This is a genomic window from Roseivirga sp. UBA838 (assembly GCF_002296035.1).
In the GTDB taxonomy this organism is placed as follows: domain Bacteria; phylum Bacteroidota; class Bacteroidia; order Cytophagales; family Cyclobacteriaceae; genus Roseivirga; species Roseivirga thermotolerans.
Window position 1 is genome coordinate 200153 of record NZ_DBHC01000007.1, and the last position, 22105, is coordinate 222257.

At 38.3% G+C, this 22105-nt stretch carries 21 protein-coding genes; 20 read left to right on the forward strand and 1 reads right to left on the reverse strand.

Translation table 11 applies throughout. The features are described 5' to 3' along the window. The first annotated feature begins 9 nt into the window (after positions 1–9). The 9 genes from B3O12_RS01825 to B3O12_RS01865 all read left to right on the forward strand — a co-directional run bounded on the left by B3O12_RS01825 (position 10) and on the right by B3O12_RS01865 (position 8974). The gene (locus B3O12_RS01825; protein WP_286755070.1) at positions 10–1122 is read left to right on the forward strand and encodes a DegT/DnrJ/EryC1/StrS family aminotransferase; all 1113 of its coding nucleotides are present in this window, start codon (positions 10–12) and stop codon (positions 1120–1122) included. 136 nt (positions 1123–1258) lie between these two features. Continuing rightward, the gene (locus tag B3O12_RS01830; protein ID WP_286755071.1) at positions 1259–1783 is read left to right on the forward strand and encodes a winged helix-turn-helix domain-containing protein; all 525 of its coding nucleotides are present in this window, start codon (positions 1259–1261) and stop codon (positions 1781–1783) included. Further along, positions 1776–2279, forward strand: a complete 504-nt coding sequence (locus tag B3O12_RS01835; protein ID WP_286755072.1) for a UpxY family transcription antiterminator — start codon at positions 1776–1778, stop codon at positions 2277–2279. The genes B3O12_RS01830 and B3O12_RS01835 overlap by 8 nt, the downstream gene beginning before the upstream one ends. 43 nt (positions 2280–2322) lie before the next feature. Beyond that, positions 2323–4941, forward strand: coding sequence for an SLBB domain-containing protein (locus tag B3O12_RS01840; protein WP_286755073.1), 2619 nt, complete (start codon positions 2323–2325; stop codon positions 4939–4941). 18 nt (positions 4942–4959) lie between these two features. Next, a complete protein-coding gene (locus tag B3O12_RS01845; RefSeq protein ID WP_286755074.1) occupies positions 4960–5841 on the forward strand; it encodes a glycosyltransferase in 882 nt (293 codons plus the stop codon). Continuing rightward, positions 5838–6608, forward strand: a complete 771-nt coding sequence (locus B3O12_RS01850; protein ID WP_286755075.1) for an MBL fold metallo-hydrolase — start codon at positions 5838–5840, stop codon at positions 6606–6608. Before B3O12_RS01845 ends, B3O12_RS01850 begins: the two co-directional genes overlap by 4 nt. After that, the gene (locus tag B3O12_RS01855) at positions 6608–7291 is read left to right on the forward strand and encodes a cytidylyltransferase domain-containing protein (protein ID WP_286755076.1); all 684 of its coding nucleotides are present in this window, start codon (positions 6608–6610) and stop codon (positions 7289–7291) included. Before B3O12_RS01850 ends, B3O12_RS01855 begins: the two co-directional genes overlap by 1 nt. A gap of 4 nt (positions 7292–7295) precedes the next feature. Continuing rightward, positions 7296–8243, forward strand: coding sequence for a phosphoglycerate dehydrogenase (locus B3O12_RS01860; protein WP_286755077.1), 948 nt, complete (start codon positions 7296–7298; stop codon positions 8241–8243). Continuing rightward, positions 8240–8974 carry an SDR family NAD(P)-dependent oxidoreductase gene (locus B3O12_RS01865; RefSeq protein WP_286755078.1) on the forward strand — a complete coding sequence of 245 codons (735 nt, stop codon included), beginning with the start codon at positions 8240–8242 and terminating at the stop codon, positions 8972–8974. Before B3O12_RS01860 ends, B3O12_RS01865 begins: the two co-directional genes overlap by 4 nt. 32 nt (positions 8975–9006) lie before the next feature. Here the strand turns inward: B3O12_RS01865 and B3O12_RS01870 are convergent, their stop codons facing one another. Next, the gene (locus B3O12_RS01870; protein WP_286755079.1) at positions 9007–10071 is read right to left on the reverse strand and encodes a hypothetical protein; all 1065 of its coding nucleotides are present in this window, start codon (positions 10069–10071) and stop codon (positions 9007–9009) included. A gap of 53 nt (positions 10072–10124) precedes the next feature. On the opposite strand from B3O12_RS01870, the gene B3O12_RS01875 reads away from it, so the two are divergent. From B3O12_RS01875 to B3O12_RS01925, 11 genes are all read left to right on the forward strand, one after another. Continuing rightward, the gene (locus tag B3O12_RS01875; protein ID WP_286755080.1) at positions 10125–11414 is read left to right on the forward strand and encodes a hypothetical protein; all 1290 of its coding nucleotides are present in this window, start codon (positions 10125–10127) and stop codon (positions 11412–11414) included. Continuing rightward, a complete protein-coding gene (locus B3O12_RS01880) occupies positions 11404–12183 on the forward strand; it encodes a hypothetical protein (RefSeq protein WP_286755081.1) in 780 nt (259 codons plus the stop codon). The genes B3O12_RS01875 and B3O12_RS01880 overlap by 11 nt, the downstream gene beginning before the upstream one ends. Then, entirely contained in the window at positions 12173–12982 is an 810-nt protein-coding gene (locus tag B3O12_RS01885; protein ID WP_286755082.1) for a 6-hydroxymethylpterin diphosphokinase MptE-like protein, read from the forward strand. The genes B3O12_RS01880 and B3O12_RS01885 overlap by 11 nt, the downstream gene beginning before the upstream one ends. Further along, complete coding sequence (locus B3O12_RS01890; RefSeq protein WP_286755083.1) at positions 12979–13818, forward strand: glycosyltransferase family 2 protein; 840 nt, start codon at positions 12979–12981, stop codon at positions 13816–13818. The genes B3O12_RS01885 and B3O12_RS01890 overlap by 4 nt, the downstream gene beginning before the upstream one ends. 227 nt (positions 13819–14045) lie before the next feature. Beyond that, on the forward strand, positions 14046–15005 hold the full coding sequence (locus B3O12_RS01895) for an O-antigen ligase family protein (RefSeq protein WP_286755084.1): 960 nt from the start codon (positions 14046–14048) through the stop codon (positions 15003–15005). 7 nt (positions 15006–15012) lie between these two features. Then, a complete protein-coding gene (locus tag B3O12_RS01900; protein ID WP_286755091.1) occupies positions 15013–15810 on the forward strand; it encodes a glycosyltransferase in 798 nt (265 codons plus the stop codon). Continuing rightward, a complete protein-coding gene (locus B3O12_RS01905; protein ID WP_286755085.1) occupies positions 15807–16787 on the forward strand; it encodes an NAD-dependent epimerase/dehydratase family protein in 981 nt (326 codons plus the stop codon). Before B3O12_RS01900 ends, B3O12_RS01905 begins: the two co-directional genes overlap by 4 nt. Positions 16788–16860: 73 nt before the next feature. Continuing rightward, on the forward strand, positions 16861–17931 hold the full coding sequence (locus B3O12_RS01910; RefSeq protein WP_286755086.1) for an MraY family glycosyltransferase: 1071 nt from the start codon (positions 16861–16863) through the stop codon (positions 17929–17931). A 181-nt stretch (positions 17932–18112) separates the two neighbouring features. After that, the gene (locus B3O12_RS01915; protein WP_286755087.1) at positions 18113–20611 is read left to right on the forward strand and encodes an SLBB domain-containing protein; all 2499 of its coding nucleotides are present in this window, start codon (positions 18113–18115) and stop codon (positions 20609–20611) included. Positions 20612–20615: 4 nt separating this feature from the next. Further along, positions 20616–21698 (forward strand): exopolysaccharide biosynthesis protein, encoded by a 1083-nt coding sequence (locus B3O12_RS01920; RefSeq protein WP_286755088.1) that lies wholly within the window; start codon positions 20616–20618, stop codon positions 21696–21698. Between the two features lie 12 nt (positions 21699–21710). Continuing rightward, positions 21711–22105: oligosaccharide flippase family protein (locus B3O12_RS01925; protein ID WP_286755089.1), on the forward strand; the 395-nt coding region annotated here is incomplete at its 3' end.

Sequence of the window (22105 nt, forward strand, 5' to 3'; positions counted from 1 at the left end):
CCTATAAGAATGGTAGATCTCGTTGGGCAATACGAGAAAATAAAGGAAGAGATTAAAAAAGAAGTTGAGGAGGTATTGGATTCCTCAGCATTCATAAATGGGCCTGCGGTTCATGACTTTCAAAGTAATCTTGAGAAGTATCTACACGTAAAAAACGTTATTCCTTGTGCCAATGGTACAGACGCCCTTCAGGTGATCATGATGGCATACGACTTTCCAAAAGGGGCAGAAGTTCTGGTGCCTTCTTATACTTATGTAGCTACTGTGGAAGTAATTGCACTTCTCGGGCTTAAGCCAGTATTTGTAGAGGTGTATCCGGATACCTTTAATATCGACATTGAAGATCTCGAGGCGAAGATATCAGATAAGTCGGTTGCTGTCGTTCCTGTACATCTGTATGGACAGTGTGCAGATATGGAGAGAATTTTAAAGGTTGCTGAGGACCATGACTTAAAAGTATTTGAAGATACTGCTCAGGCAATTGGTGCTCAATTTACGTTCTCGGATGGGCGAATAGCTAAGGCCGGTACAATGGGAGATGCTGGTGCAACGTCATTCTTTCCTTCCAAAAATCTTGGAGCCTATGGTGATGGTGGTGCTATAATGACCAATGACGATGATTTAGCCGCAAAGCTCCGAATGATAGTAAATCATGGACAGAGCAAAAGATATTATCACGATTCGATAGGGGTAAACTCGCGTTTAGATAGTATTCAGGCAGCTATTCTTAAGGTAAAGCTTAAATATTTGGATGGCTATAACGAGGCTCGTTATAGAGTTGCTCAGAAGTATTCTCAGGCTTTTTCCAAGGTCGGTTGGATAACCACTCCCGTGGAGTCCAATTTTAGCACACATGTTTACCATCAATATACTTTAAAATTAGCCGATGGAGTTGATAGGAATGGTTTGGTGGAGCACTTAGCCGAAAAGGAAATCCCGTCAATGATTTACTATCCTGTTCCTAACCATTTGCAGAGAGCCTACTCATATTTCGGTTACAAGGCTGGAGATATGCCTAACACTGAGGACCTTTGCTCACGGGTAATTTCATTACCCATTCATACAGAAATGTCTGAGGAACAGCAAAATACTATTATCGAGCAAGTCTTAAGCTTTCGGTAAGGGTTGAGAGCCTGACTAATGTGTTGATATCAAAAATATTCTACTTTATTTTTGTGAAAATCTAATATTGAGTAGTTTTACTACTCAATGCTAGGTTGCGCCTGTGACTGACCGGGCGAAGCTGTATCCAGCCATAATGTTAGAAGCCCTAATTTCATCTAAGACTCGCATTAAACTACTTTTAAGGCTTTTTTTGAATCCGGAGAGTAAATCCTATTTAAGGGGCTTGGCCGAGGAGTTTAATGAAAGCACGAATTCTGTAAGGCTTGAACTAGCTCGTTTTGAGGATGCTGGAATGGTAAAGAGCGAACTGGTGGGTAATAAGAAATATTATCGTGCCAATGCGGGCTTCTCGTTGTTCAACGAGGTAAGAAGCATACTGTTAAAGCAAACAGGTTTAAATTCAGTTGTTGAAGAGGTCATTGAAAAGCTTGGAGACCTAAAAAGAGTGTATCTGACAGGAGATTTGGCTAAAGGGATGCAATCAGACATTATTAGCCTTGTTTTTGTTGGAAGTCCTGATAGAGTGTATTTGACACACTTAATACATAAAGTTGAAAATATCACCAGTAAAAAAATTCAATACCTAGTGTATTCAGAAGCAGAATCGAACGATTTGGAGTTTGAGTCTGATAAGTTTTTATTGCTTTGGAATGAGTGAGGCTCCTGACAAATATTGGACAGCATTTTACACCAAGCCGCGTAACGAAAAAAAGGTAGCTGAACGATTATCTGGTGAAGGTTATGAGGTTTATTGCCCAACCAGAACAGTAATAAAGCAATGGTCCGATCGAAAGAAGAAAATAAAGGAACCTGTTTTCACCTCCTACCTCTTCGCTTATGTTAATGAGTCAGAGAGACAATGTATTTTGCAGGATCAAGGAATTGTAAGCTCTGTTTTCTGGCTCAAAAAACCAGTTGTAATCAGAGATGTTGAAATTCGAGCTATACGTGAGTTTTTGGAGGAACATCCTGGGGCGGTTTCGAAAAGACTGGATTATGCCATTGGAGAGAAACTGGAAGTGAAAGATGGTCCTTTAAGGGGAGAGGTTGGGGAATTAGTGATGAGAAAGGGTAACAAAGTTATTCTCAATATTTTATCCCTTAATTATTCGTTGCAGGCAGAAATCTCAATTTTAAAAGTTCAAGAGACATAATTTATTTATCCTTGTGCCATTGTTCGGTTCATTTAAAGTGCTAATGAGAAAACACATATATATATTCATAAGCTTTGTCCTTTTGCTTCAGGTAGTGTCAAACGAAGGTTTTTCCCAGTCGCTCATGGGCAAAGACTTAAAAACCATCAATATTGATGATCTTACCGATGAGGAGATCCTTTCTTACATGCGTCAAGTCGAAAGCAGTGGGTATACTGAGCAGCAGCTTGAGGCATTGGCACGGCAGCGTGGTATGTCGGAATCGCAAATAGCTAAGCTCAGAAGGCGCGTTGAGGATTTAAGAAATAGTCTTGGCAGAAGTAAGACTGGTGCGGTTGAACAAACTGCATCGGGTAGAAAGGTTAATATAGCTTTACAGAATGGACAATTCAGTGAAGGTGACTTAGAACTACCTTTTAAGAATGAGTTGTCTGATGAGGAGAAAAAGATTTTCGGCTTTGATCTGTTTAAAAAGGAAAACCTAACTTTTGCTCCTAACCTAAATATACCTACCCCTGCTGATTATGTGCTAGGGCCTGGAGACGAGGTGATTATAGATTTATGGGGATCAACACAGCTGTATGAACGGCTGGAGATTTCACCTGAAGGCACGATTAGGCCGAACAACCTAAGTCCAATTCATTTGAATGGACTGACCATCAAGGAGGCCGAAAAGAAGATAATAAATAGGTTGTCTCAAATCCACAGTGGTCTTTTGGCTAAAGCTGGCAACCCACCAAGTATTTTCTATCAAATTAGTTTAGGAAACATAAGGTCTATTAATATTTCTGTGGTTGGAGAAGTGCATCAACCAGGAAACTATGTACTCAATTCTTTATCCACGGTATTCACTGCTTTATATGCTTCTGGTGGGCCTAATAAGCAGGGTACTTTTCGCAATATTCAGCTGGTAAGAAACAACAAGTTGGTTGCTAAAGTAGATGTTTATGAATTTCTCATCAACGGTATACAAGAGAATAACCTCCGCTTAAAGAGTGGTGACGTAATCATTGTTCGTCCTTATCAATCGAGAGTTGAGTTGAGTGGAGAAGTGAAGAGACCCGGCTACTATGAAACGCTGGAAGGGGAGAGTTTTTCAGATTTGTTAGGCTTTGCCGGAGGTTTTACTAATACAGCGTATAAAGGGCTTATCACGGCAAGAAGAAATGGGGTAAAGGAGCGTGAGGTAATTGATGTCAATGCCAATAGTTTCGATACATTTATACCTCAAGATGGCGACATTTACCACGTAACTCCTATTCTGGATCGCTACAAAAACAGAGTTCAAATAGATGGTGCGGTATATAGAGAGGGTGAATATGAGCTAACACCTGGGCTCACGTTGAAGCAGTTGATAGAAAAGGCCGATGGTTTGAGGGGAGATGCCTTTATGAATAGAGCCACAATATATCGTATGAACGAGGATTTCTCTCAGGATGTAATACCGATTGATTTGGGTAAATTAATGTCAGGCAACATTCCGGATATTCCGTTAGTGAGGGAAGACATCGTCAGTATAAGTTCCATATATTCCCTCAAAGAGGAATATATTGTACAGATATCCGGAGAGGTTCTTGAAGGGGGGGTATATCCGTTTTTTAAACAAATGACGGTTCAGGATTTAATTGTTTTAGCTGGGGGGCTCACCGAGGGTGCATCTGGTGCCATGATTGAGATATCAAGGAGAAATAAGAACCCCTCTTTAAACACCATGGCAGAAATTATAACCCTTCAAATTGATAAGTCGCTCTCACTTAGCGGAGAAGATAGAAACTTGCTATTGCAGCCTTTCGATCAGGTCTATGTTAGAAAGACACCTGGCTATACGATTCAACAGCAAGTGACGGTTGAAGGAGAGGTGATAGCGCCAGGAACTTATTCAATCAGTAGGAAAGATGAGCGTATATCAGATATTCTTAAAAGGGCCCAAGGTTTAACAACCTACGCATATCCTGAGGGAGCAATACTCATTAGAAAAACTGAGTTTTCTTCTTCCAAGTCCAACGACCAAATTTCTCAGGAGCATCTGCAGCAGTTGCGTGCTAAGCTTTTGAGCGATGAATCGGCCCTAAAGAACATTAGCCAAACCAGACTAATAGAGCGTTTGAACAAGATTCAGAATAAAGTGGCACCCGAAAGTGAGGGGGATGTTATAGGTAGCAGGATTAAACGAGAGATCGTGGAGGACATTCAGGATCAGGATTCTTTGATAAGAGACGTTGAGATTAGGGAAGAAGAACCCACAGTATTAGATTTAGTAAAAATATTGGACGAACCGGGTTCTAAATATGATTTCATAGTCAAAGAGGGAGATGTAATATCGATTCCCTCTAAGTTAGAAACGGTTAGGATAGCCGGTGAGGTTATTTCACCACTTAATGTGAGATATGATGAGACATTCAGGTTTAAAAATTATATCAATGATGCGGGTGGTTTTACTTCTACTGCTAAGAAGGGACGCAGTTATGTGCAGTATCCCAATGGTAGAAGAAAACAAACAAGAAGATTTTTGTTTTTTAAGTTCTATCCAAAAGTTGAGCCCGGGTCTACTATTTTTGTTAGCAGGAAGCCTGAAAGACAACCATTAAATTTTCAAGCAATAATTGCTGCAGCGGGTTCTGTAGCCACTTTGGCTTTGGTTGTCGACAGGTTGTCAAACTAAGGAATCTTACACAGTAATATGTCTAAAGTTAGTGTTGTAATACGTTCATATAACGAAGAAAAATATATCAGGGAATGCTTGGAGGCTATTTTCAATCAACAAACTTCTTGTGAAGTTGAGGTTATATTAGTTGATTCTGGTTCCACGGATAAAACCTTGGCAATTGCTAAAGAGTTTGATTTAATATTGGTTCATATTAAAAAGTCGGATTTTTCATTCGGAAGATCACTTAATTATGGATGTAAAATTGCAAGTGGTCAATATCTGATTTTCATATCTGCGCACTGTATTCCAGTTGATAAAAATTGGATTGACAACTTAGTAGCTCCTTTTGAAGATGATAATATTGCGATGAGCTACGGTAAGCAAGAAGGTGTTGAGTGGTCAAAGTTCAGTGAGCAGATGCTTTTTAAAAAATACTTCCCTGATGAAGATAAAAATCCTCAAGATGATTTTTTTAGTAACAATGCTAATAGCTGTATCAGAAAGTGTTTATGGGAAGAGTATCCATTTAATGAGGAACTAACAGGCCTTGAAGATATGGATTGGTCAAAACACTTTTTTTTAAAAGGCATGAAAGTCGCATATATTTCATCAGCAAGTGTATATCACATTCACGAAGAGACTTGGAGCAAAGTGAGAACTCGTTATGAGAGAGAGGCTTATGCATTAAAAGAAATTATGCCGGAAGTACAATTGAGCATTATAGACGTTATAAAATTTATAACCAGCGGTGTTTTCAAAGATTGGAGAGAGAGTATTAAAAGGAGGGTGTTTTTCAAAAACTTTCTTTCTGTCTGGCGGTTTAGGTTCAATCAGTATGTAGGTTCATATAAGGGTAACCATATACATCGTAAGGTTTCTAAAAACACAAAAAATAAATACTTTTATCCTTCATGAGTTCTTGCCTGAACTATACCTTTTTAGGTCAAGTTTGTTTTTTATTTTCCTATGAAGGGCTTCGTTGGATCATTGATCCATATTTCACTTCTTTTGTAGAGGAGCAGTATGGTGAAAAGTTTGTCAGAACATTCATATTCGATGAAAAGAAGATAGACGTTTCTGATCTTGAATACTGTCTCATTACTCATGCTCACGAGGATCACTGTGACCCTAAATCTTTGGCTATTCTATTAGAGCAGAATCCTAACATGAAAATCATTTGTGATTGGAAAAGTGCTGAAATTATTGGTCAGAGTTTTCCAGGGCTTACTCCAATTGTGCCGAAAATCGGTGACAAAATTTGCCTTTCAGAAAACGTCAGCATTTTGACAATACCTTCTGCTCATACCGAGCTTAATATTGAAGATGGTTTATCAGAATTCAATGGGTACATCATGCAAGTGGGCACTAATCGACTGTATCATCCGGGTGATACTATTCCCAATAGAGAAATTGAATCGTTTTTAACATCAGATATTGAGATTGGCTTTATGCCAGTAAACGAAAGAAATTTTTTTAGAGAGGAGTTAGGTATCATAGGTAATATGACCTTGAGGGAAGCTTTTCAATGGTCACAGGAGTTAGGTATTAAAACAATGATACCTACTCACTGGGACATGTTTGCGTTGAATGGCACAACTCCAGAAGAAATAGTTTTGATAAAGAAAGAATACCATCAAGTAGAATTGAAATTGCCTATACTCTATAAAAAGGAAGAGCTTTGATGAAAAAATATAAGTGTACTGCACTTTTGCCGATGAAGGCTCATAGTGAGCGTATTAAGGGTAAAAATTTTAAGCTTTTTAAAGGGAAGCCACTGTTTGAATGGACTTTAGAAAATCTGATTACATTAGAAGCCATAGACTTGGTCATTATCAATACAGACTCTGTAGAGTTGCTAAATCGTAAGTATGAAATTCTAAATCACCCAAAGGTTTTACTAAGAGAGCGAAGGGATGAGATCAGAGGTGACTTTGTTTCGATGAATAAAGTGCTTTCAGACGACATAGAGGCAGTAGATTCAGAATTTTATTTAATGACCCATACTACCAATCCTCTAATAAAGGAGTCTACGTTTAACAACGCGATTGATACTTTTATTAGGTTGCAAAGAGAAGGAAAATATGATAGTTTGTTTTCAGTGAATAGATTTCAGTCCCGCTTTTTTAATTCAAAATTAGAACCACTTAATCATGACCCTAATGTATTGATTAGGACACAGGATTTACCGGTGCTATATGAAGAAAACTCTTGCCTATACATATTTTCGAAAGAGAGTTTTTTAACTACAGGCTCTCGCATAGGAGAAAGGCCTTTTTTATATGAAACCCCTAGACTTGAATCTGTAGATATAGATGATCAGGACACTTGGGTGTTAGCCGAGTCTATTATGAATTTCACAAATTAAGTTTATGACATATAAAGTACTTATTTCTGCCCCATATATGATTCCATTTATCGATAGATTCAGGTCTTTTCTCGAATCAAATAACATCGATATCATTCTTCCTGAAGTAAACGAAAGGCTTGAAGAAGAAGACCTCCTCAGGTACATTGAGGATATTGATGGAATTATTTGTGGTGACGATCGTTTCACTGAAAGGGTATTGGATCATGCTAAGCGGCTGAAAGTGATCTCAAAATGGGGCACTGGTATCGACTCCATTAATAAGTCGGAGTGTAATAAAAGAGGAATTGTAGTTAGAAATACTCCAAATGCTTTTACTGTTCCTGTATCCGATTCTGTTCTAGCCTATATTCTCAATTTTGCTAGGAATATATCTTTTATGGATAAAGCTATGAAATCTGGAGAATGGAAGAAGATTTCAGGACATGCTTTGCATGAGGCTACATTAGGTGTCATTGGTGTTGGGAATATTGGTAAAAGTGTGTTAAGAAAAGCGAAGGCCTTTGGTATGAATCTAGTGGCACATGATATCATACCAATTCCGACGGACTTGATTATTGAGCTGAATCTTAAAGTGGTGTCATTTGAAGAGTTGCTTAAACAAAGCGACTATGTTAGCTTGAATTGTGACCTTAATGAAACTAGCTTTCATTTGATGAATGAAGATGCTTTCAATATGATGAAATCCAACTCGGTCTTGATCAATTCGGCTAGAGGGCCTCTAGTACATGAAGAAGCTTTAGTTAAGGCACTTTCTGAGGGCAAGATTCGTGGTGCGGCATTGGATGTTTTTGAAGAAGAGCCACTACCTTATGATAGCCCTTTAATGAAAATGGATCAAGTAATGTTGGCACCTCACAATACTAATAGTAGCCCATTTGCATGGGAGAGTGTTCATAAGAGTACCATAAATAACTTGTTGGAATCTCTAGGACTAAAGGGAAGGTTATGAAAAGGAGTGTAATTGTAACAGGAGCTTTAGGAGGCATCGGTAGCAGTATTTGTAGTGTATTTAAGGAAAATGGTTTTTTTGTTGTTGGTATAGATAAACTAGCGAAGGAAAAACCTCATAGCTGTGATGAACTTTTAACATTTGACTTATCTAGGTTTCCTCATGACAGAGTCTATCAACAGGAGTGTTTAAGTCAACTAGGTCTAGTTGCTAACAATCTTTTGGTTTTGATTAATAATGCAGCAGTACAAATAATTGACTCGTTTGATAAGATTTGTATTGAAGATTGGCAGCATACATTAGACATTAACCTTACTGCTCCAATGTTGTTAAGTCAATGGTCTTTACCTTTTCTAGAAAAGAATAAGGGTTGCATTATAAATATTGCAAGTATACATCACCAGCTTACTAAAAAGGAGTTTGTTTCTTATGCGACAAGTAAAAGCGCATTGGTAGGGCTGACAAAATCAATGGCTGTAGACTTATCGGGAAGAGTAAGAGTCAATGCAATAAGTCCAGCTGCCATAGAAACTGATATGCTCAAAGCGGGGTTTAGAGGTAATGAGGGGGCTTTAGATACTCTGAAAGGGCTTCACCCTTCTCAAAGAATCGGTCATCCAGATGAGGTGGCGAAGTTGGCTTTATTTCTGGCATCTAATGATAGTGGCTTTATAAATGGGGCAAATCTAAGCTTAGATGGAGGAATTAGCTCAGTGCTAAATGATATTTAACACCTACCTTACACATGTAAATAATGTCTAACTCAATCTGCGGATGACCGTATAAGTATAGGTAATCTTAGAACCAACCAAATAAAGCCAAAAAGAAAACCGAAGCTAACGAACCAGTAAATCCTATTAGGCCCCACCTTGTCTAATGGTACTTTGACATCTTCTATTACTGTGAATATTGGTAACTTCTTTTGATATTCTATTTCTGCTTGTGCTTTTTGATTCGCGACTTCTTGGAAAACCGAGTAATACAGTGAGCTTTTTTGCTCTAGTCTTCTTCGTTCGAGTTGAGCTATGTTACTAGAAAGGGATTTATTTTGATCTAAAAAGGAGGATAATTCTTCTTCAGCACTGATGTAGTCTTTTTCTTTTTTTTGATACTCTTCATTAATGAATTCCAAAAATGACAATGTTTTTTCTGTCTCAATTTTAATAAGGAACTGCTCAAGCTTATCCTTCGTAAACTTTGTTATGGCCGCTGCCACAATCGGATTTTGATCTTTTACCTTGATCTCAATGTATTGCTCTCTGTCATTCCAATTGACCTGAACTTCATTGCTAATGATTTTTAGCAGGTCTTGAATTTTGTAACTGATTTTGATAGGTTCAGAAGAATCAATATCCTCGCTACTTTTGGCAAATGTTTCTTTATCATCTTGTGACTCTTTTTTTAATCTGCCATAAAGCCCAATTGTATTGGCCTTTAACCAAGAAAAGGGATTTGTTCGTCTTGATTCCAGATGATCTTTATAGGTAACTCCAGTGGTTGAATCCAGTTCCATATTTAAAAGCTCTATCTGAAACTTCACGTTTTTCGAAATAAGGGGATAAATGTTAGGGCTGATGCCTGATTGAGACCCAGTACTCAAGTTAAACCCAGTAATACTAGCAAGACTTGCAATACCTCCTCCAAAACTCGAACTATTTGAGGTAGTAACCATTGTAGTTTTGGACATATATTCCTTTGGCCATAGGAATGAGATCGATACTCCAATAACACCTCCAATCAACACAGTGATGACAAGTGGTTTGACATGCCCTAAGCAATATTCTATAATCTGGCTAATTGTAAGTTTTCCAATCTCTCTTAAGATCATTTTTTTTTTTACAAATCTAATCTTTCTGAACAAATAGAAGTTTGTTAGTAATAATGAAATTTAATCTTCGCTCACCTTCTTTCTCTTCTTGGTTTAACACGGGTGTAAAAATGTTAACATTATTGGTTCTTACACCCATATTGCTTTCTCAGTATGAGCCTAAATACATTACCACTTGGTATTTGGTTTCGAGTGTCACTGGACTTACCCAGTTTCTGGATTTTGGTTTTACTACAACCCTATTAAGGTATTCGTCCTATCATCATTCAAGATCATTGGATAAAAAGATCTACCTACAATATTTGAGTGCCTCAAATGGCATATTTCTTTTGGTAGGACTCATCGGTTTGGTGGTTTGTATCGGTACATTGTATTTTTCATTCAGCACAAATGATGAGTTGGATGTTCAAATTACAGATTACCTCAGCACCGTCATGATTCCAAGTTTTTATGTATTCTTCTCTATTCAGTTTAAGCGTATTGATTCTGTACTTAAAGGCTTTGGCCACATTGTAAAGGTGTATTGGATAAATGGAGCCGCTTATCTGATTGTTGGCATCATATTGGTCTTGTACCTTAAGTTGTTTTCACCCTCATTCACAAATTTTATGGCTGTATACTATGCAGTTATGATTTTGTACGTTTTCAAAGATTATTTTATAGCTAGATATCTAGTAAGTGATGAGTACATCAGGTTTAATATTGAAATGAACCTCAAGGCTGTTGTTGAAATTTGGGCTCCTACTTGGAGAGCAGGCCTTATTTCTTTGTCTTCAGTGGGCCTCAATAGGGTAATTAGTATAATTATAGCCAATAGAACATCAGTAGATGTCTCGTCATCATACTTGCTTACTAATAGGCTGCTGGGTATTATCAACGAGTTCTCTTGGGCACCGTTTTATACCCGGCTGCCGACTTTCATAAGAGATTTTAAGAGAAAGGAAATAAGAAGAACCTATCTACTAAAGAAGATAAGATTTAGACAAATAAATGTCCTGGTTTTGTTGCTGATAGGGATCCTTATCTTGGGATTTTTAGGAAACTGGGCGCTTGAACTCATAAACTCCAATACCAAGCTTTTGTCAACTTACCTTATCCTAGTGTTTGGCATGCTATCCATGATAGAGCGACTGAATTCCATGAATTCTCAAGCCATTATGATGTCTAATAACGTGTCGCACTATTCTATATATTGTTTGTATTCAATTATTATTGCATCCATTATTTACACTCTACTAAGAAATGACATATCTGTTATACCCTATGTCATGTTTCCAGCAGCTGTGTTAATTGGTATCCACTTAAATAAGAAAGCGGTAAAAACAATACTCTATGAAAAATAATATGAGAAAAGTGCTTTATGTAATTGTTATCATTGCTAGTAGAATTGATATTTTTTTTTGGAAGATGGTCAACTTCAGAAAGAAGAGAGTTCTGATTTTTACTGACTCTAGAGGCTTTGAGATTACAAAATGGCGAAATAGGAAGGCCCCTTGGAATAGCTATGTTTCAGGGATCAAAAGGAAATATAATGCTGACATCTATGTGTGTCCCGAAAAGCACACAACCATTTTTGATTTTCTATTCTTATATAAGAATCAGCTAGGGAGAGTAGATTATATTGCAGTGATAGGACATTTGGGAGTGGTGGATTTTTCTCCTAGAGCAGCCTCTCAAGCAAAACAAGTTATAGAATTTAAAAAGCATAAAATTGAAAATGTATTTGGAAGTGAGTTCTATTCTGATTTATATAATGTAACTGAATATGATGTGAAATTTGAGAAGGAAAATACCGCATCAATTCTAAAAAGGAGCTTGCTAAAGAGAGTAGCGGAGGAGCTAAATAAAATCCCTAATTTCATATGGATTTCGTGCAATCCGGTTATCAACAATTGGAGGGGAAATTACAGAAGAGAAAGGCCACAAAATATCGATCTAGTAAATGATTTTAGTATTGATATGTGTCGCTATTTGCATGAGAAAAATAAAATAGATTTTACAAACTGGTCTCCTGAAGATGTGAAAAAATATACTTGTGATAATATTCATCTCAGCGACCTTGGAATGGAATTAATAGAAATGCGCTTAAAAAGTATATTGAATGCTAGTTAATTTGAAGAGAAAGGTTTATAAATCTGTTCTGCCTTCGAGGATACTGATAGAACCTGGTTTGTTGTTTGGATACGACAAAAAAAAGATTTTGAGTCTCAAGAATAAATTTGAAGGAGAGAGATGTTTTATTGTAGGAAATGGTCCATCACTCAACAAACTCGATCTGGGGAAACTCAAAGACGAGTATTCTTTTGGGTTTAATGGTATTTTCTATAAGACCAAAGATGATGGTTTTATACCTACTTTTTATATGGTTGAGGATACCGCATTTTTGAATGACAATATTCAAGAAGTAAATGCATATAAGGCCAACTATAAGTTCTTTCCTTCTCTCTACAAGCGGAAAGTTAAGCGAGACAACTGTACCTATTTCTTCAATATGAACCGTTCGTTTTACGAAGAAAGTTCAGAGTTTTTTGAGTTTCCTCAGTTTTCACCTAATGTTGCGCAAAGAGCGTTTTGTGGCCAAAGTGTAACGATGATCAGTTTGCAGTTCGCTTATTTTATGGGCTTCAAAGAGGTATACCTCATTGGGATGGATTTTTCATATACTATACCCAAAGAGGATTCGATTAAAGGGAATAAGATTACGAGTGCTGGGGATGATATTAATCATTTTCATAAGGACTATTTTGGAAAAGGTAAAGTATGGCATGATCCAAAGCTGCATAACGTACTCAAGTATTATAAGCTCGCCAAGACAGTTTATGAAAACGATGGTAGATCCATTTTTAATGCCACCGCTGGCGGAAAACTTGAAGTATTCCCTAGACTAGATTATGATACTCTGTTTAAATGATATTCTCTCTTATTGTAGCCACAAAGGGGCATCGTATAGATTTGATTAGAGGTTTTTTAGGCTCATTAGTTAATAGTTCGGAGCAATCGTTTCAAGTGATCATCGCATGTCAGGATGAGTATGGATACCTAGATTCAATATTGCAAGAATTCAAGTGCTTGGATTTGCAAATATGCTATACACATTCGGGGCTGTCAAGAGCAAGAAATGTTGGATTGACTTATGCGACCGGAGAGATTATTGGCTTTCCTGATGATGACTGTGAATATACTGAACATACCCTAGGTCAAGTCAGGGCTTTTTTCTCCAATAATCCAGATTACGGTTTACTTTCAGTTTCCTGTTGGAACCTAGAACAAGCAAAGAAATTGTCATTTGTAAGCCTTACACGAGATACTGAACTCTTGTTATCAAATACCTTTCAAGGAGTATCAAGTATTTCAATTTTTCATCGAGCAGTGTCAAATCATCGTTTTGATGAGCGCTTTGGACTTGGTGCTCAGTACAATAGCAGTGAAGAGTTTGATTATGTTGTAGAATTACTGTTAAAGGGAGTGAGGGGAAAGTTCATTGCAGACATCCGTGTATTGCACCCTGATAACAATGTCATTGATTTCAAAGTTTTAAAGGCCAAGGTAAAGAGGAATAGCCTAGGACATGGGGCTTACTTAAAAAAACATCGTTCCAATTTGGGGCTTAAAGCCACATTAGAAAACTTGTGGGTAAAACCATTACTCGGTGCTTTATTTTACTTTTGCACGTTTCGGTTTAAAAGGGCGATTCTTAGTTACTTTAGCCTTACAAATAGAGTAAAGTCATATTTTCGATTTTCGTGAAAGACAGGTATTTTCTTATCTTCTGCATTGTTGCTTTACAACCTAGTCTAAGAGGTTCCCAATGGTCACTTATTTTGACTCTTACATTACTTTTACTGCTGTTTTATTGGAACTTCAATATCAAGTTTAAGCAGGAGCTCCTTCCGTCAAAAAAACCCATGCTTATTCTTTGTCTCATTTTTTTTGTGTCTTATATCCGTGGGTATCTGGGCGGCTCCGTCAACATCATGACTTTTATGATATCCCTTTTAACCTTAGGGTTTTCTGTAAGAATGTTGATAGATGATTCCAGAAAGGAAGGGTTTTTAAGAGACGTTTTTGGAGCACTGGCAATTATGGTCATGGTCAATCTGGTATTTTTTGCTATCGGCATTCAAGGACCGAAGCTTAATAATATCAACCTTGAAAAAGATACCAATGTAAGAGTTCTAGAGCTTTTTGGGGTAGGCTTGAACAGAGTTAAATTCTTGTTCTCACCCAATTATGCTTACTATGCAATGATATTGGGGCTTTTAATCATATTCAATGAATTCATTGAAAAAAAATATCGAAAACTGCTGGTAGTAGCTTGTATCATTTCCTTGCTTTTGAATGACGCCCGAGGGCCCGTTTTGTATCTCTTAATAAGCTTTCTGTTTTCTCGAGTTCGATGGAGCAGACGATCAATGGTATTCTATATTTCACTTTTTTTAATTATTCCTCTTCCTATCATTCTTGATTTTCTTAGCAACAACTATCTTGACCCGGAACAAATCAGTAATGCCTCGTCATTCAGGAGCTTGATCTGGCTTTCTTTTTTTGTTAATTACAATCCCTCTTACTTCGACTTATTTTTGGGCTATGGGTACGTAGGTCAGATGTTATCGGAAATATCTTTCTACTATAAGTACTTATTTAGTACTTGGGAAAATAGTGATAAAATTAGTTTGCATAATGCCTATTTGCAATATCTAGTGGATTATGGCTTAGTGGGACTTGCTTGCTTGTTCTTTTTAATCAAGCAAATATTTTTGTCTTGGCAAAGGAACAAAACTGCAGTCTGGTTTCTCACCTACATTGTTATGTTGGGGTCTACTGACCTCACAATACAACCGAACAACATGTTATTGCTTTTGCTTTTTTTTGGCATTTATTTAGGGTGCGATAAATATTTTATCTCTAAGGAAGGACGGGATGAGAGCTTTTAGTGTGTTAATGAGTTGTTACAAAATGGATGATCCAGTCTTGCTGAAGAGAGCAATATCCTCGGTGTATGACTCTAGTGTATTACCAACAGAATTTGTGCTGGTTGAAGATGGAGTACTTACTTCAGAATTGGATAAGGTTATAGAGGAAGCGAGAGCAATGTATACTAGTCTGAAGGTGTTGAAGTTGCCTGAAAACCTGGGGCTTGGTATAGCACTTAACGCCGGTTTAAAATACTGTACAAATGAGCTTGTGGCAAGGATGGATAGTGATGATTTAAATATTCCATCAAGATTCGAGCTACAATTAAAAAAATTTGAAGAAGTCCCCGAATTGGATGTGGTAGGCGGATTGATACAAGAATTTGATACGGAGGAAGGCGATACTTTGCGGAAAAACCGTCTTGTGCCTGAATGTCATGCAGATATTCTGACCTATTCCATGACACGAAATCCCGTTAACCATGTTACTGTCATGTTCAAAAAATCGAAAGTGCTAGATGTCGGGTCCTATGAAGACTTTCCACTTTTTGAAGATTACTTTCTTTGGTTAAAAATGTTGAATGCTCGGGCGAATTTTTACAATATTCAGAAAGTATTAGTAAGGGTAAGAGCAGGAAAAGGCATGGTGGGGAGAAGGTATGGTTTGTCTTATGCACGGAAGGAGTATTATTTTTATCACCGGGCCTATCAAAGAGGTTTTTTTAATGTCTTTTCTTTTCTAAAGGCTGTGTTCCTAAGGGTACCTTTGAGGTTGTTGCCTAAAGGGCTGTTAGAGTTTTTATATTATAATTTATTTAGAAAATGATATTGGTAGTTGGTGGATCTGGCTTTGTGGGGAGCTTTCTTTTTAAGGAATTAGAAGGTAAACGAGTCAGAAATTTTGACAAAAATCCTAGCCCTTTTTACAATGATATTACTGAAATCGGGAATGTTCTGAATATTGATGCGCTTTATAAAAGCCTAAAAGGTATTGATACGGTTGTACTTCTAGCTGCCGAACATAGAGATGATGTAACTCCAACTTCTTTGTATTATGTTGTGAATGTTCAAGGCACAAAAAATGTACTTGCGGCAATGGATAAGCATGGGGTTAAGAATCTAATTTTCACTAGTTCTGTGGCCGTTTATGGACTTAATAAAGAGAGCCCCAATGAGGAATACCCTGTAGACCCCTTTAACCACTATGGCAAAAGTAAATGGCAGGCTGAAAAGGTAATTAAAGAGTGGTATGAAAGGGATCCTATAAATAAATCAGTAACTATAATACGCCCAACAGTTATTTTTGGTGAGAGGAACAGGGGAAACGTTTATAACCTCCTGAGACAAATTTCCTCAGAGAAATTCATGATCATAGGGCCTGGAAAAAATAAAAAGTCCATGGCATATGTAGGTAATGTTGTGGCTTTTATAAAAAATAGAATTGAGGTCAATCAAGAAGGTTTAGAAATCTTTAACTATGCAGACAAGCCAGATTTCAGCATGAGAGAACTTGTCAGCATGATTGAGGATAAAATGAAGATTGAACTTCCTAAAACTAGGATTCCATATGTATTGGGTATGCTTGGCGGCTATATCTTTGACTTTTTAGCTTTTATAACAAGAAGAAAAATGGCAGTAAGTTCCGTCAGGATTAAAAAATTCTGTGCTACTACTCAGTTTGATTCTAGTAAGGCTCATAAGATTTTTGATGCCCCCTATACTCTCCAAGAAGGGTTAGAGAAAACCTTGGAGCATGAATTCATAAACACTCTACAGGACGAGGTTTTGTTTTTTTCTGAGTAAGTTTACAACAAAATTATATTACTTGGAACAAACCCTCCTCATAACTGGCACCTCTTTTCTTTTAACATTCTTAATGTTTCCAGTATTCATTAAGTTTTTCAAGAGAAGAAACTTTTTGGATGATCCGGGAGGGAGAAAGATTCACACGGTTCAGACACCAGCAATGGGTGGATTTCCCATCTTTGTTGGGTTTGCCATCTCAATTCTAATTTGGGCGCCTTTTGAGGTGTTGAGGGATATTAAGTATGTAGTGAGCGCTATTTCTATAATGTTTGTGATAGGGTTTAGGGACGACTTAATTAATCTCCGGGCCTACCAGAAGCTTATTGGTCAAATCGCTGCGGCAATGATTATAATAGCCGTTTGTGATATTCGATTTACCTCTCTTTATAATCTTTTCGGAATAACTGAAGTGCCCATTGCCGTCAGTTATCTTCTCTCGTTGTTCACCGTCATAGTTATTACGAATGCATATAACTTAATCGATGGTATTGATGGTCTATCTGGTTCGGTGGGCATAATATCTACCTTGTTCTTTGGTATTTATTTTTATCTCAACGAACAGATTGGTTTTGCTTTAATTGCACTTTCATTGTGCGGTGCTTTGTTGGCCTTTTTGAATTATAACTGGGCTCCGTCAAAAATATTTATGGGCGATACCGGCTCTTTATTCATCGGCTTTTTCTTGTCTATTCTCGCCATCAGATTCATCGACTTTAATCATACCAATGCTGGAAGCGAATTTGCATTCGGTGGCTCCATTGGTACTGCAGTAGCTGTCTTAATACTGCCATTGGCCGATACTTTCAGAGTGTTTGTGAAGAGAGTGCTTCGAGGCAAATCACCCATGCATCCTGATCGTACACACGTTCATCACATTCTATTAAGGTTAGGCTGCAACCATGCCCAAGCTACAGGTATATTAGTTACGGTAAATATTATTTTTGTTCTATTGGCATTGGTGCTTAAAGACTTTTCCGATGCAGTGGTAATTCCCTCCATATTGGTGACCGTGATTGCTTTAGGCACCATACTGGACCTCATTTTTAAATCTGCAATTGAAAAACGTAAAGAAGAACTTAGGGAAAGAAACCGGGCTTCAAGAGAAGAGGCAAAAGTTATTTCTATACGCAATTCCGGGTAATCCCATTTTACCGCCTTTCCATTTCTTATCGCTTAGAGGACTACAAATACCCCAATTCCTTCCTGTCAAAATCAACTAATCTCTTATCTTGCGATGTAGTTCACAAGCAAGAATGAGATCACGTCTTTTATCCAGCCCACTTCTTTTTTTAATATGTGCACTCATTTCCCTCAGCGGGTTAATGGCACAAACCCTGCCTGATTTTTCGACCATTAAAGTTTCTAGTCTTTCTGACCAGCAGATTGAAAGCCTGATGAAACAGGCAAAGGCCATGGGCTACAGTGAGTCCGATATTCTTACGTTGGCACAGTCGCAGGGAGTAAATGCTCAAGACCTTGCTCTACTCAATGAGCGATTTGGCCGGGTGAAATCCATGAGGGCAAGCCAGGCAAAGGCAAATCCTGTAGGAGATGTAAGAATGAGGCAGCCATACGTAGACTCACTTCAGATGGTAGATAAGGGCGCTACGAGTATTTACGGTTTAGACATTTTTAGAAGAGGCTCCTTTTTGACTTTTCAAACCAGTTTGAATCAACCAACACCCAAAGATTATGTATTGGGTCCGGGAGACGAGCTCTTTATCGATATATACGGTGCCTCGGAGAGTTATTACCAAACACAGGTTACTCCGGAAGGTACTATTATTTTAGAAAATTTAGGAGTTATTGCTCTCAATGGTCTTAGCGTTGAGCAGGCAGAAAGAAAAATTAGGCAACGGGTTGCAACGGTCTATGAAGGCATGAAAGGTGAGCGGCCAAATACTTTTCTAAGTTTGTCGCTTGGACAGGTTAGAAGTGTTGGCGTCAATGTTATTGGGCAAGTTCAAATTCCTGGAACATACAACCTTAGCGCGCTTAATACGGTGTTTAATGCTCTTTATGCAGCAGGAGGTATTACGGAAAATGGTTCTTTGAGACAAGTAAAGCATTTCAGAAAAGGCAAGCTGATTTCATCCATCGATATTTACGACTATCTGCAAAGAGGTTATGCAGAAGGTGATAACCGTTTGGAAAGTGGAGATGTAATTCTTGTTCCTCCCTATACAAATAGAGTTACCCTGACTGGGGCAGTCAAAGTTTCAGGTAAGTTTGAACTCTTGGAAAGTGAAACGCTTGCAGATTTGTTGAATTATGCCGGTGGTTTTACGGAGAACGCTCTGAATGGCACTATTAAACTCAAACGTATTAGTGATGACCAAAAACGGGTGGCCGATATATTAAGCGATCAGTACGAAGTTTTCACCATTAAAAACGGAGATGAATATACCGTTCAAACAGTCCTCAATCGCTATACTAATCGGGTGGTTATCCAAGGAGCCGTTTTCCGTCCCGGAAACTACGCCATTACCGATAACCTTGGTTTGGCCGATCTAATTAAAAAGAGTGATGGCCTTAGGCCTGATGCTTTTCTCGATAGGGCAATTATTAGACGCGCCAAAGAGGATTTGACGTTCGAAACTATCTCCGTCAATTTACGCGATGTGTTGGAAAACCGCCAAACCGTTCTTCTACAAAGAGAAGATGTTGTTACCGTTTTCTCTAAGAATGAATTAAAAGAGGAGCACTTTATTGAAGTGTTGGGAGAGGTAAATAAACCCGGAGTGCTCGGCTTTGCCGATAATACATCGCTCAAAGATGCCTTACTCATGGCTGGGGGGCTTTCTAATGCGGCCTTTGGAGGGAGTATTGAAGTTTCCAGAAGATTATATTCTGACGACTCTGATAGATTTGGTATTTCCAAAACCTTCGCTTTTGCAGTAGATCAAAGCGGATTGGCAACAGAGGCGGAATCGTTCATTCTTTCGCCTTACGATCAGGTGTATGTGAGGAGAAACCCTAACTACAAAAAACAGCAGCTGGTTACAATTGAAGGTCAGGTAAGGTCGCCAGGCCAATATGCCATTCGTACACAAGGCGAACGTATTTCCGATTTATTAAATCGTGCCGGGGGAATAAATGCCTTTGCCTTTGTAGAAGGAGCAACACTCATCCGTAAGACCGAGTTTTATGAAGAACCAACCGATATAGAGCAACAAATTGATCAACTCATCAAGCTGGAGGCTAAGTTTCAGAAAACCCCTGATTTACTAACTGAGGCCGAACAGTCTTTACTAAAAAGTATAAATGAGGACATTGCAGAGTTGGAGAAAAGGAGAGAATCTAATCAAAACCTTTCCTCTTTTGCTAAAAGAGAGCGCCTGAAAGAGGTTATTGAAAGAAATGCGCTTACAGACAATATTCAGCTGAAGCAGGCAGAGGCCATAGGAATTGATTTACAGTCAATCATTAATGAGCCAGGCTCTGTCTCAGATTTGCTGTTAGAGGATGGAGATGTACTGATCATTCCTAAAAAATCAGAGACCGTGAGGCTGAGAGGTAAACTTTTATACCCTACAACTACCAGGTTTGTAAAAGGGAAGTCTCTCAAATACTACATCAATAGTGCGGGAGGGTTCGATTTTAGAGCCAAAAAGAAAGGTACTTATGTGGTTTATGCCAATGGCGAAGTAGCTCGCACTAGAAGCTTCCTCTTTATGAAGTTTTATCCTAAACCAGCTCCAGGAGCTGAGATTATTGTACCAACGAAACCATTGGCTGTTCCCGTGAGGGTTCAGGATGTTCTGGCTATAACCAGTAGCCTGGCAACGCTAGCTTTAGTCATAAATCAAATCAGCAACTAATAAGATGAACTCGGAAAATCAGTATTTAGATGAGCCGAAAATTTCTTTGGGCTACCTGATTAGAAGATTTGTTTATTGGACAAACTTTGTTCTGTCTAAATGGCTTAAGATAGGTGTGGGAACCGTATGCATTCTTTTGCTGGTAGTCGCATACAACTACCTTAAACCAAAGGTGTACACGGCTAGAACAACTTTTGTGTTAGACAAAGATGGTAGCGGAGGAATAGGAGAGTTAGGCTCGCTTGCTTCATTGGCCGGTGTTAACATTGGCGCTCTTACCGAAGGTAGTGTGCTCTTTCAAATGGATAATATTCAGGAGTTATACTTGTCCAGGCGAATGATTGAAAAAACCCTTCTTTCAGAGGTTACTATTGGTGAAGAGCGTGTTCAAGTAGTCGAGAGATTTGCTCACTCCAATAAGCTCACCGAAAAGTGGATGAAAATTGGAGTAAACATTAAGGATTTTTCTCAGGTGCCAAGAGAAGCCTTTAGTCGAAAGCAAGACAGTTTGCTCAGAGAATCAGTGAAACTTGTCAGTGAGAATTTTTTAACCGTAGGTAAACCCAATAGAAGAGCTGCCATTTTAGAGGTGGGTTTTAAGCACCAAGATGAGACACTCGCAAAGGTGTTTACAGAAACACATGTGGCCAATGTAAACCAGTTCTATTTGGAAACTAAAACGCAAAAGAGTGCCGCCAATTTGAAAGTTCTCCAGTACCAGGCCGATAGTGTTAAGAACGTGTTGGACCTTTCGTTGATGAGACTGGCCCAGGTTGATGAAAATATTCCAAACCCAAACCCACTTTATAAAACTTATCAGGTACCCTACCAAAAGGCAATGATCGATGTACAGGCCAATAGTGCTATCTATCAGGAAATAGTAAAACAGTTGGAACTGGCTAAGGTGGCTCATCGCAACCAAATGCCTCTTATTCAAATTATAGATAGCCCAAGGTATCCATTACCCAACAACCGGTGGAATCTTCTAAAGACACTAATCATTGGCGGTGCTTTAGGAGGTCTTCTAATGATTGCCTATGTTCTTTCCAGAGAAATATTTATGAGCGCACTAGAAGAGGTGCAATAAATAATTAGAGGGTTGAATTCGATAGTACATCGCTTCACATTAATCCTTAGAGGAAATACCTTCTCCAATTTTCTTCACCTCTCTCTCAATCAAGGAGCTAACCTCCTCACGACTATTATACTAACCCCTTTTCTTTTTAAGCGGATAGGGGAAGATCAATATGGACTCATTAGTCTCGCACTTACGGTTACCATGCTGTTTGGTATAATAGTGAACTATGGTTTTGGACTTAATGTGCCTAAGCAGTTGGCATTGGTGCAGCAAGACCGGGAACGTAAACAAAGAACAATCAATGAAGTAGTCGTTACCAGGCTTGTTTTGTCTTTGCTCTTGGTTCTATTGATGTACGTTTTAACAACATTACTGGGCTTCTTCTCTGAATACTCCACCATACTTCTGTTTTCTGC

What these genes read in the sequence shown, in the direction of transcription:
- B3O12_RS01825 (WP_286755070.1), top strand. Translation starts at nt 10, where the DNA reads ATGGTAGATCTCGTTGGGCAATACGAGAAAATAAAGGAAGAGATTAAA.
- B3O12_RS01830 (WP_286755071.1), top strand. Translation starts at nt 1,259, where the DNA reads ATGTTAGAAGCCCTAATTTCATCTAAGACTCGCATTAAACTACTTTTA.
- B3O12_RS01835 (WP_286755072.1), top strand. Translation starts at nt 1,776, where the DNA reads ATGAGTGAGGCTCCTGACAAATATTGGACAGCATTTTACACCAAGCCG.
- B3O12_RS01840 (WP_286755073.1), top strand. Translation starts at nt 2,323, where the DNA reads ATGAGAAAACACATATATATATTCATAAGCTTTGTCCTTTTGCTTCAG.
- B3O12_RS01845 (WP_286755074.1), top strand. Translation starts at nt 4,960, where the DNA reads ATGTCTAAAGTTAGTGTTGTAATACGTTCATATAACGAAGAAAAATAT.
- B3O12_RS01850 (WP_286755075.1), top strand. Translation starts at nt 5,838, where the DNA reads ATGAGTTCTTGCCTGAACTATACCTTTTTAGGTCAAGTTTGTTTTTTA.
- B3O12_RS01855 (WP_286755076.1), top strand. Translation starts at nt 6,608, where the DNA reads ATGAAAAAATATAAGTGTACTGCACTTTTGCCGATGAAGGCTCATAGT.
- B3O12_RS01860 (WP_286755077.1), top strand. Translation starts at nt 7,296, where the DNA reads ATGACATATAAAGTACTTATTTCTGCCCCATATATGATTCCATTTATC.
- B3O12_RS01865 (WP_286755078.1), top strand. Translation starts at nt 8,240, where the DNA reads ATGAAAAGGAGTGTAATTGTAACAGGAGCTTTAGGAGGCATCGGTAGC.
- B3O12_RS01870 (WP_286755079.1), bottom strand. Translation starts at nt 10,071, where the DNA reads ATGATCTTAAGAGAGATTGGAAAACTTACAATTAGCCAGATTATAGAA.
- B3O12_RS01875 (WP_286755080.1), top strand. Translation starts at nt 10,125, where the DNA reads ATGAAATTTAATCTTCGCTCACCTTCTTTCTCTTCTTGGTTTAACACG.
- B3O12_RS01880 (WP_286755081.1), top strand. Translation starts at nt 11,404, where the DNA reads ATGAAAAATAATATGAGAAAAGTGCTTTATGTAATTGTTATCATTGCT.
- B3O12_RS01885 (WP_286755082.1), top strand. Translation starts at nt 12,173, where the DNA reads ATGCTAGTTAATTTGAAGAGAAAGGTTTATAAATCTGTTCTGCCTTCG.
- B3O12_RS01890 (WP_286755083.1), top strand. Translation starts at nt 12,979, where the DNA reads ATGATATTCTCTCTTATTGTAGCCACAAAGGGGCATCGTATAGATTTG.
- B3O12_RS01895 (WP_286755084.1), top strand. Translation starts at nt 14,046, where the DNA reads ATGACTTTTATGATATCCCTTTTAACCTTAGGGTTTTCTGTAAGAATG.
- B3O12_RS01900 (WP_286755091.1), top strand. Translation starts at nt 15,013, where the DNA reads ATGAGTTGTTACAAAATGGATGATCCAGTCTTGCTGAAGAGAGCAATA.
- B3O12_RS01905 (WP_286755085.1), top strand. Translation starts at nt 15,807, where the DNA reads ATGATATTGGTAGTTGGTGGATCTGGCTTTGTGGGGAGCTTTCTTTTT.
- B3O12_RS01910 (WP_286755086.1), top strand. Translation starts at nt 16,861, where the DNA reads ATGTTTCCAGTATTCATTAAGTTTTTCAAGAGAAGAAACTTTTTGGAT.
- B3O12_RS01915 (WP_286755087.1), top strand. Translation starts at nt 18,113, where the DNA reads ATGGCACAAACCCTGCCTGATTTTTCGACCATTAAAGTTTCTAGTCTT.
- B3O12_RS01920 (WP_286755088.1), top strand. Translation starts at nt 20,616, where the DNA reads ATGAACTCGGAAAATCAGTATTTAGATGAGCCGAAAATTTCTTTGGGC.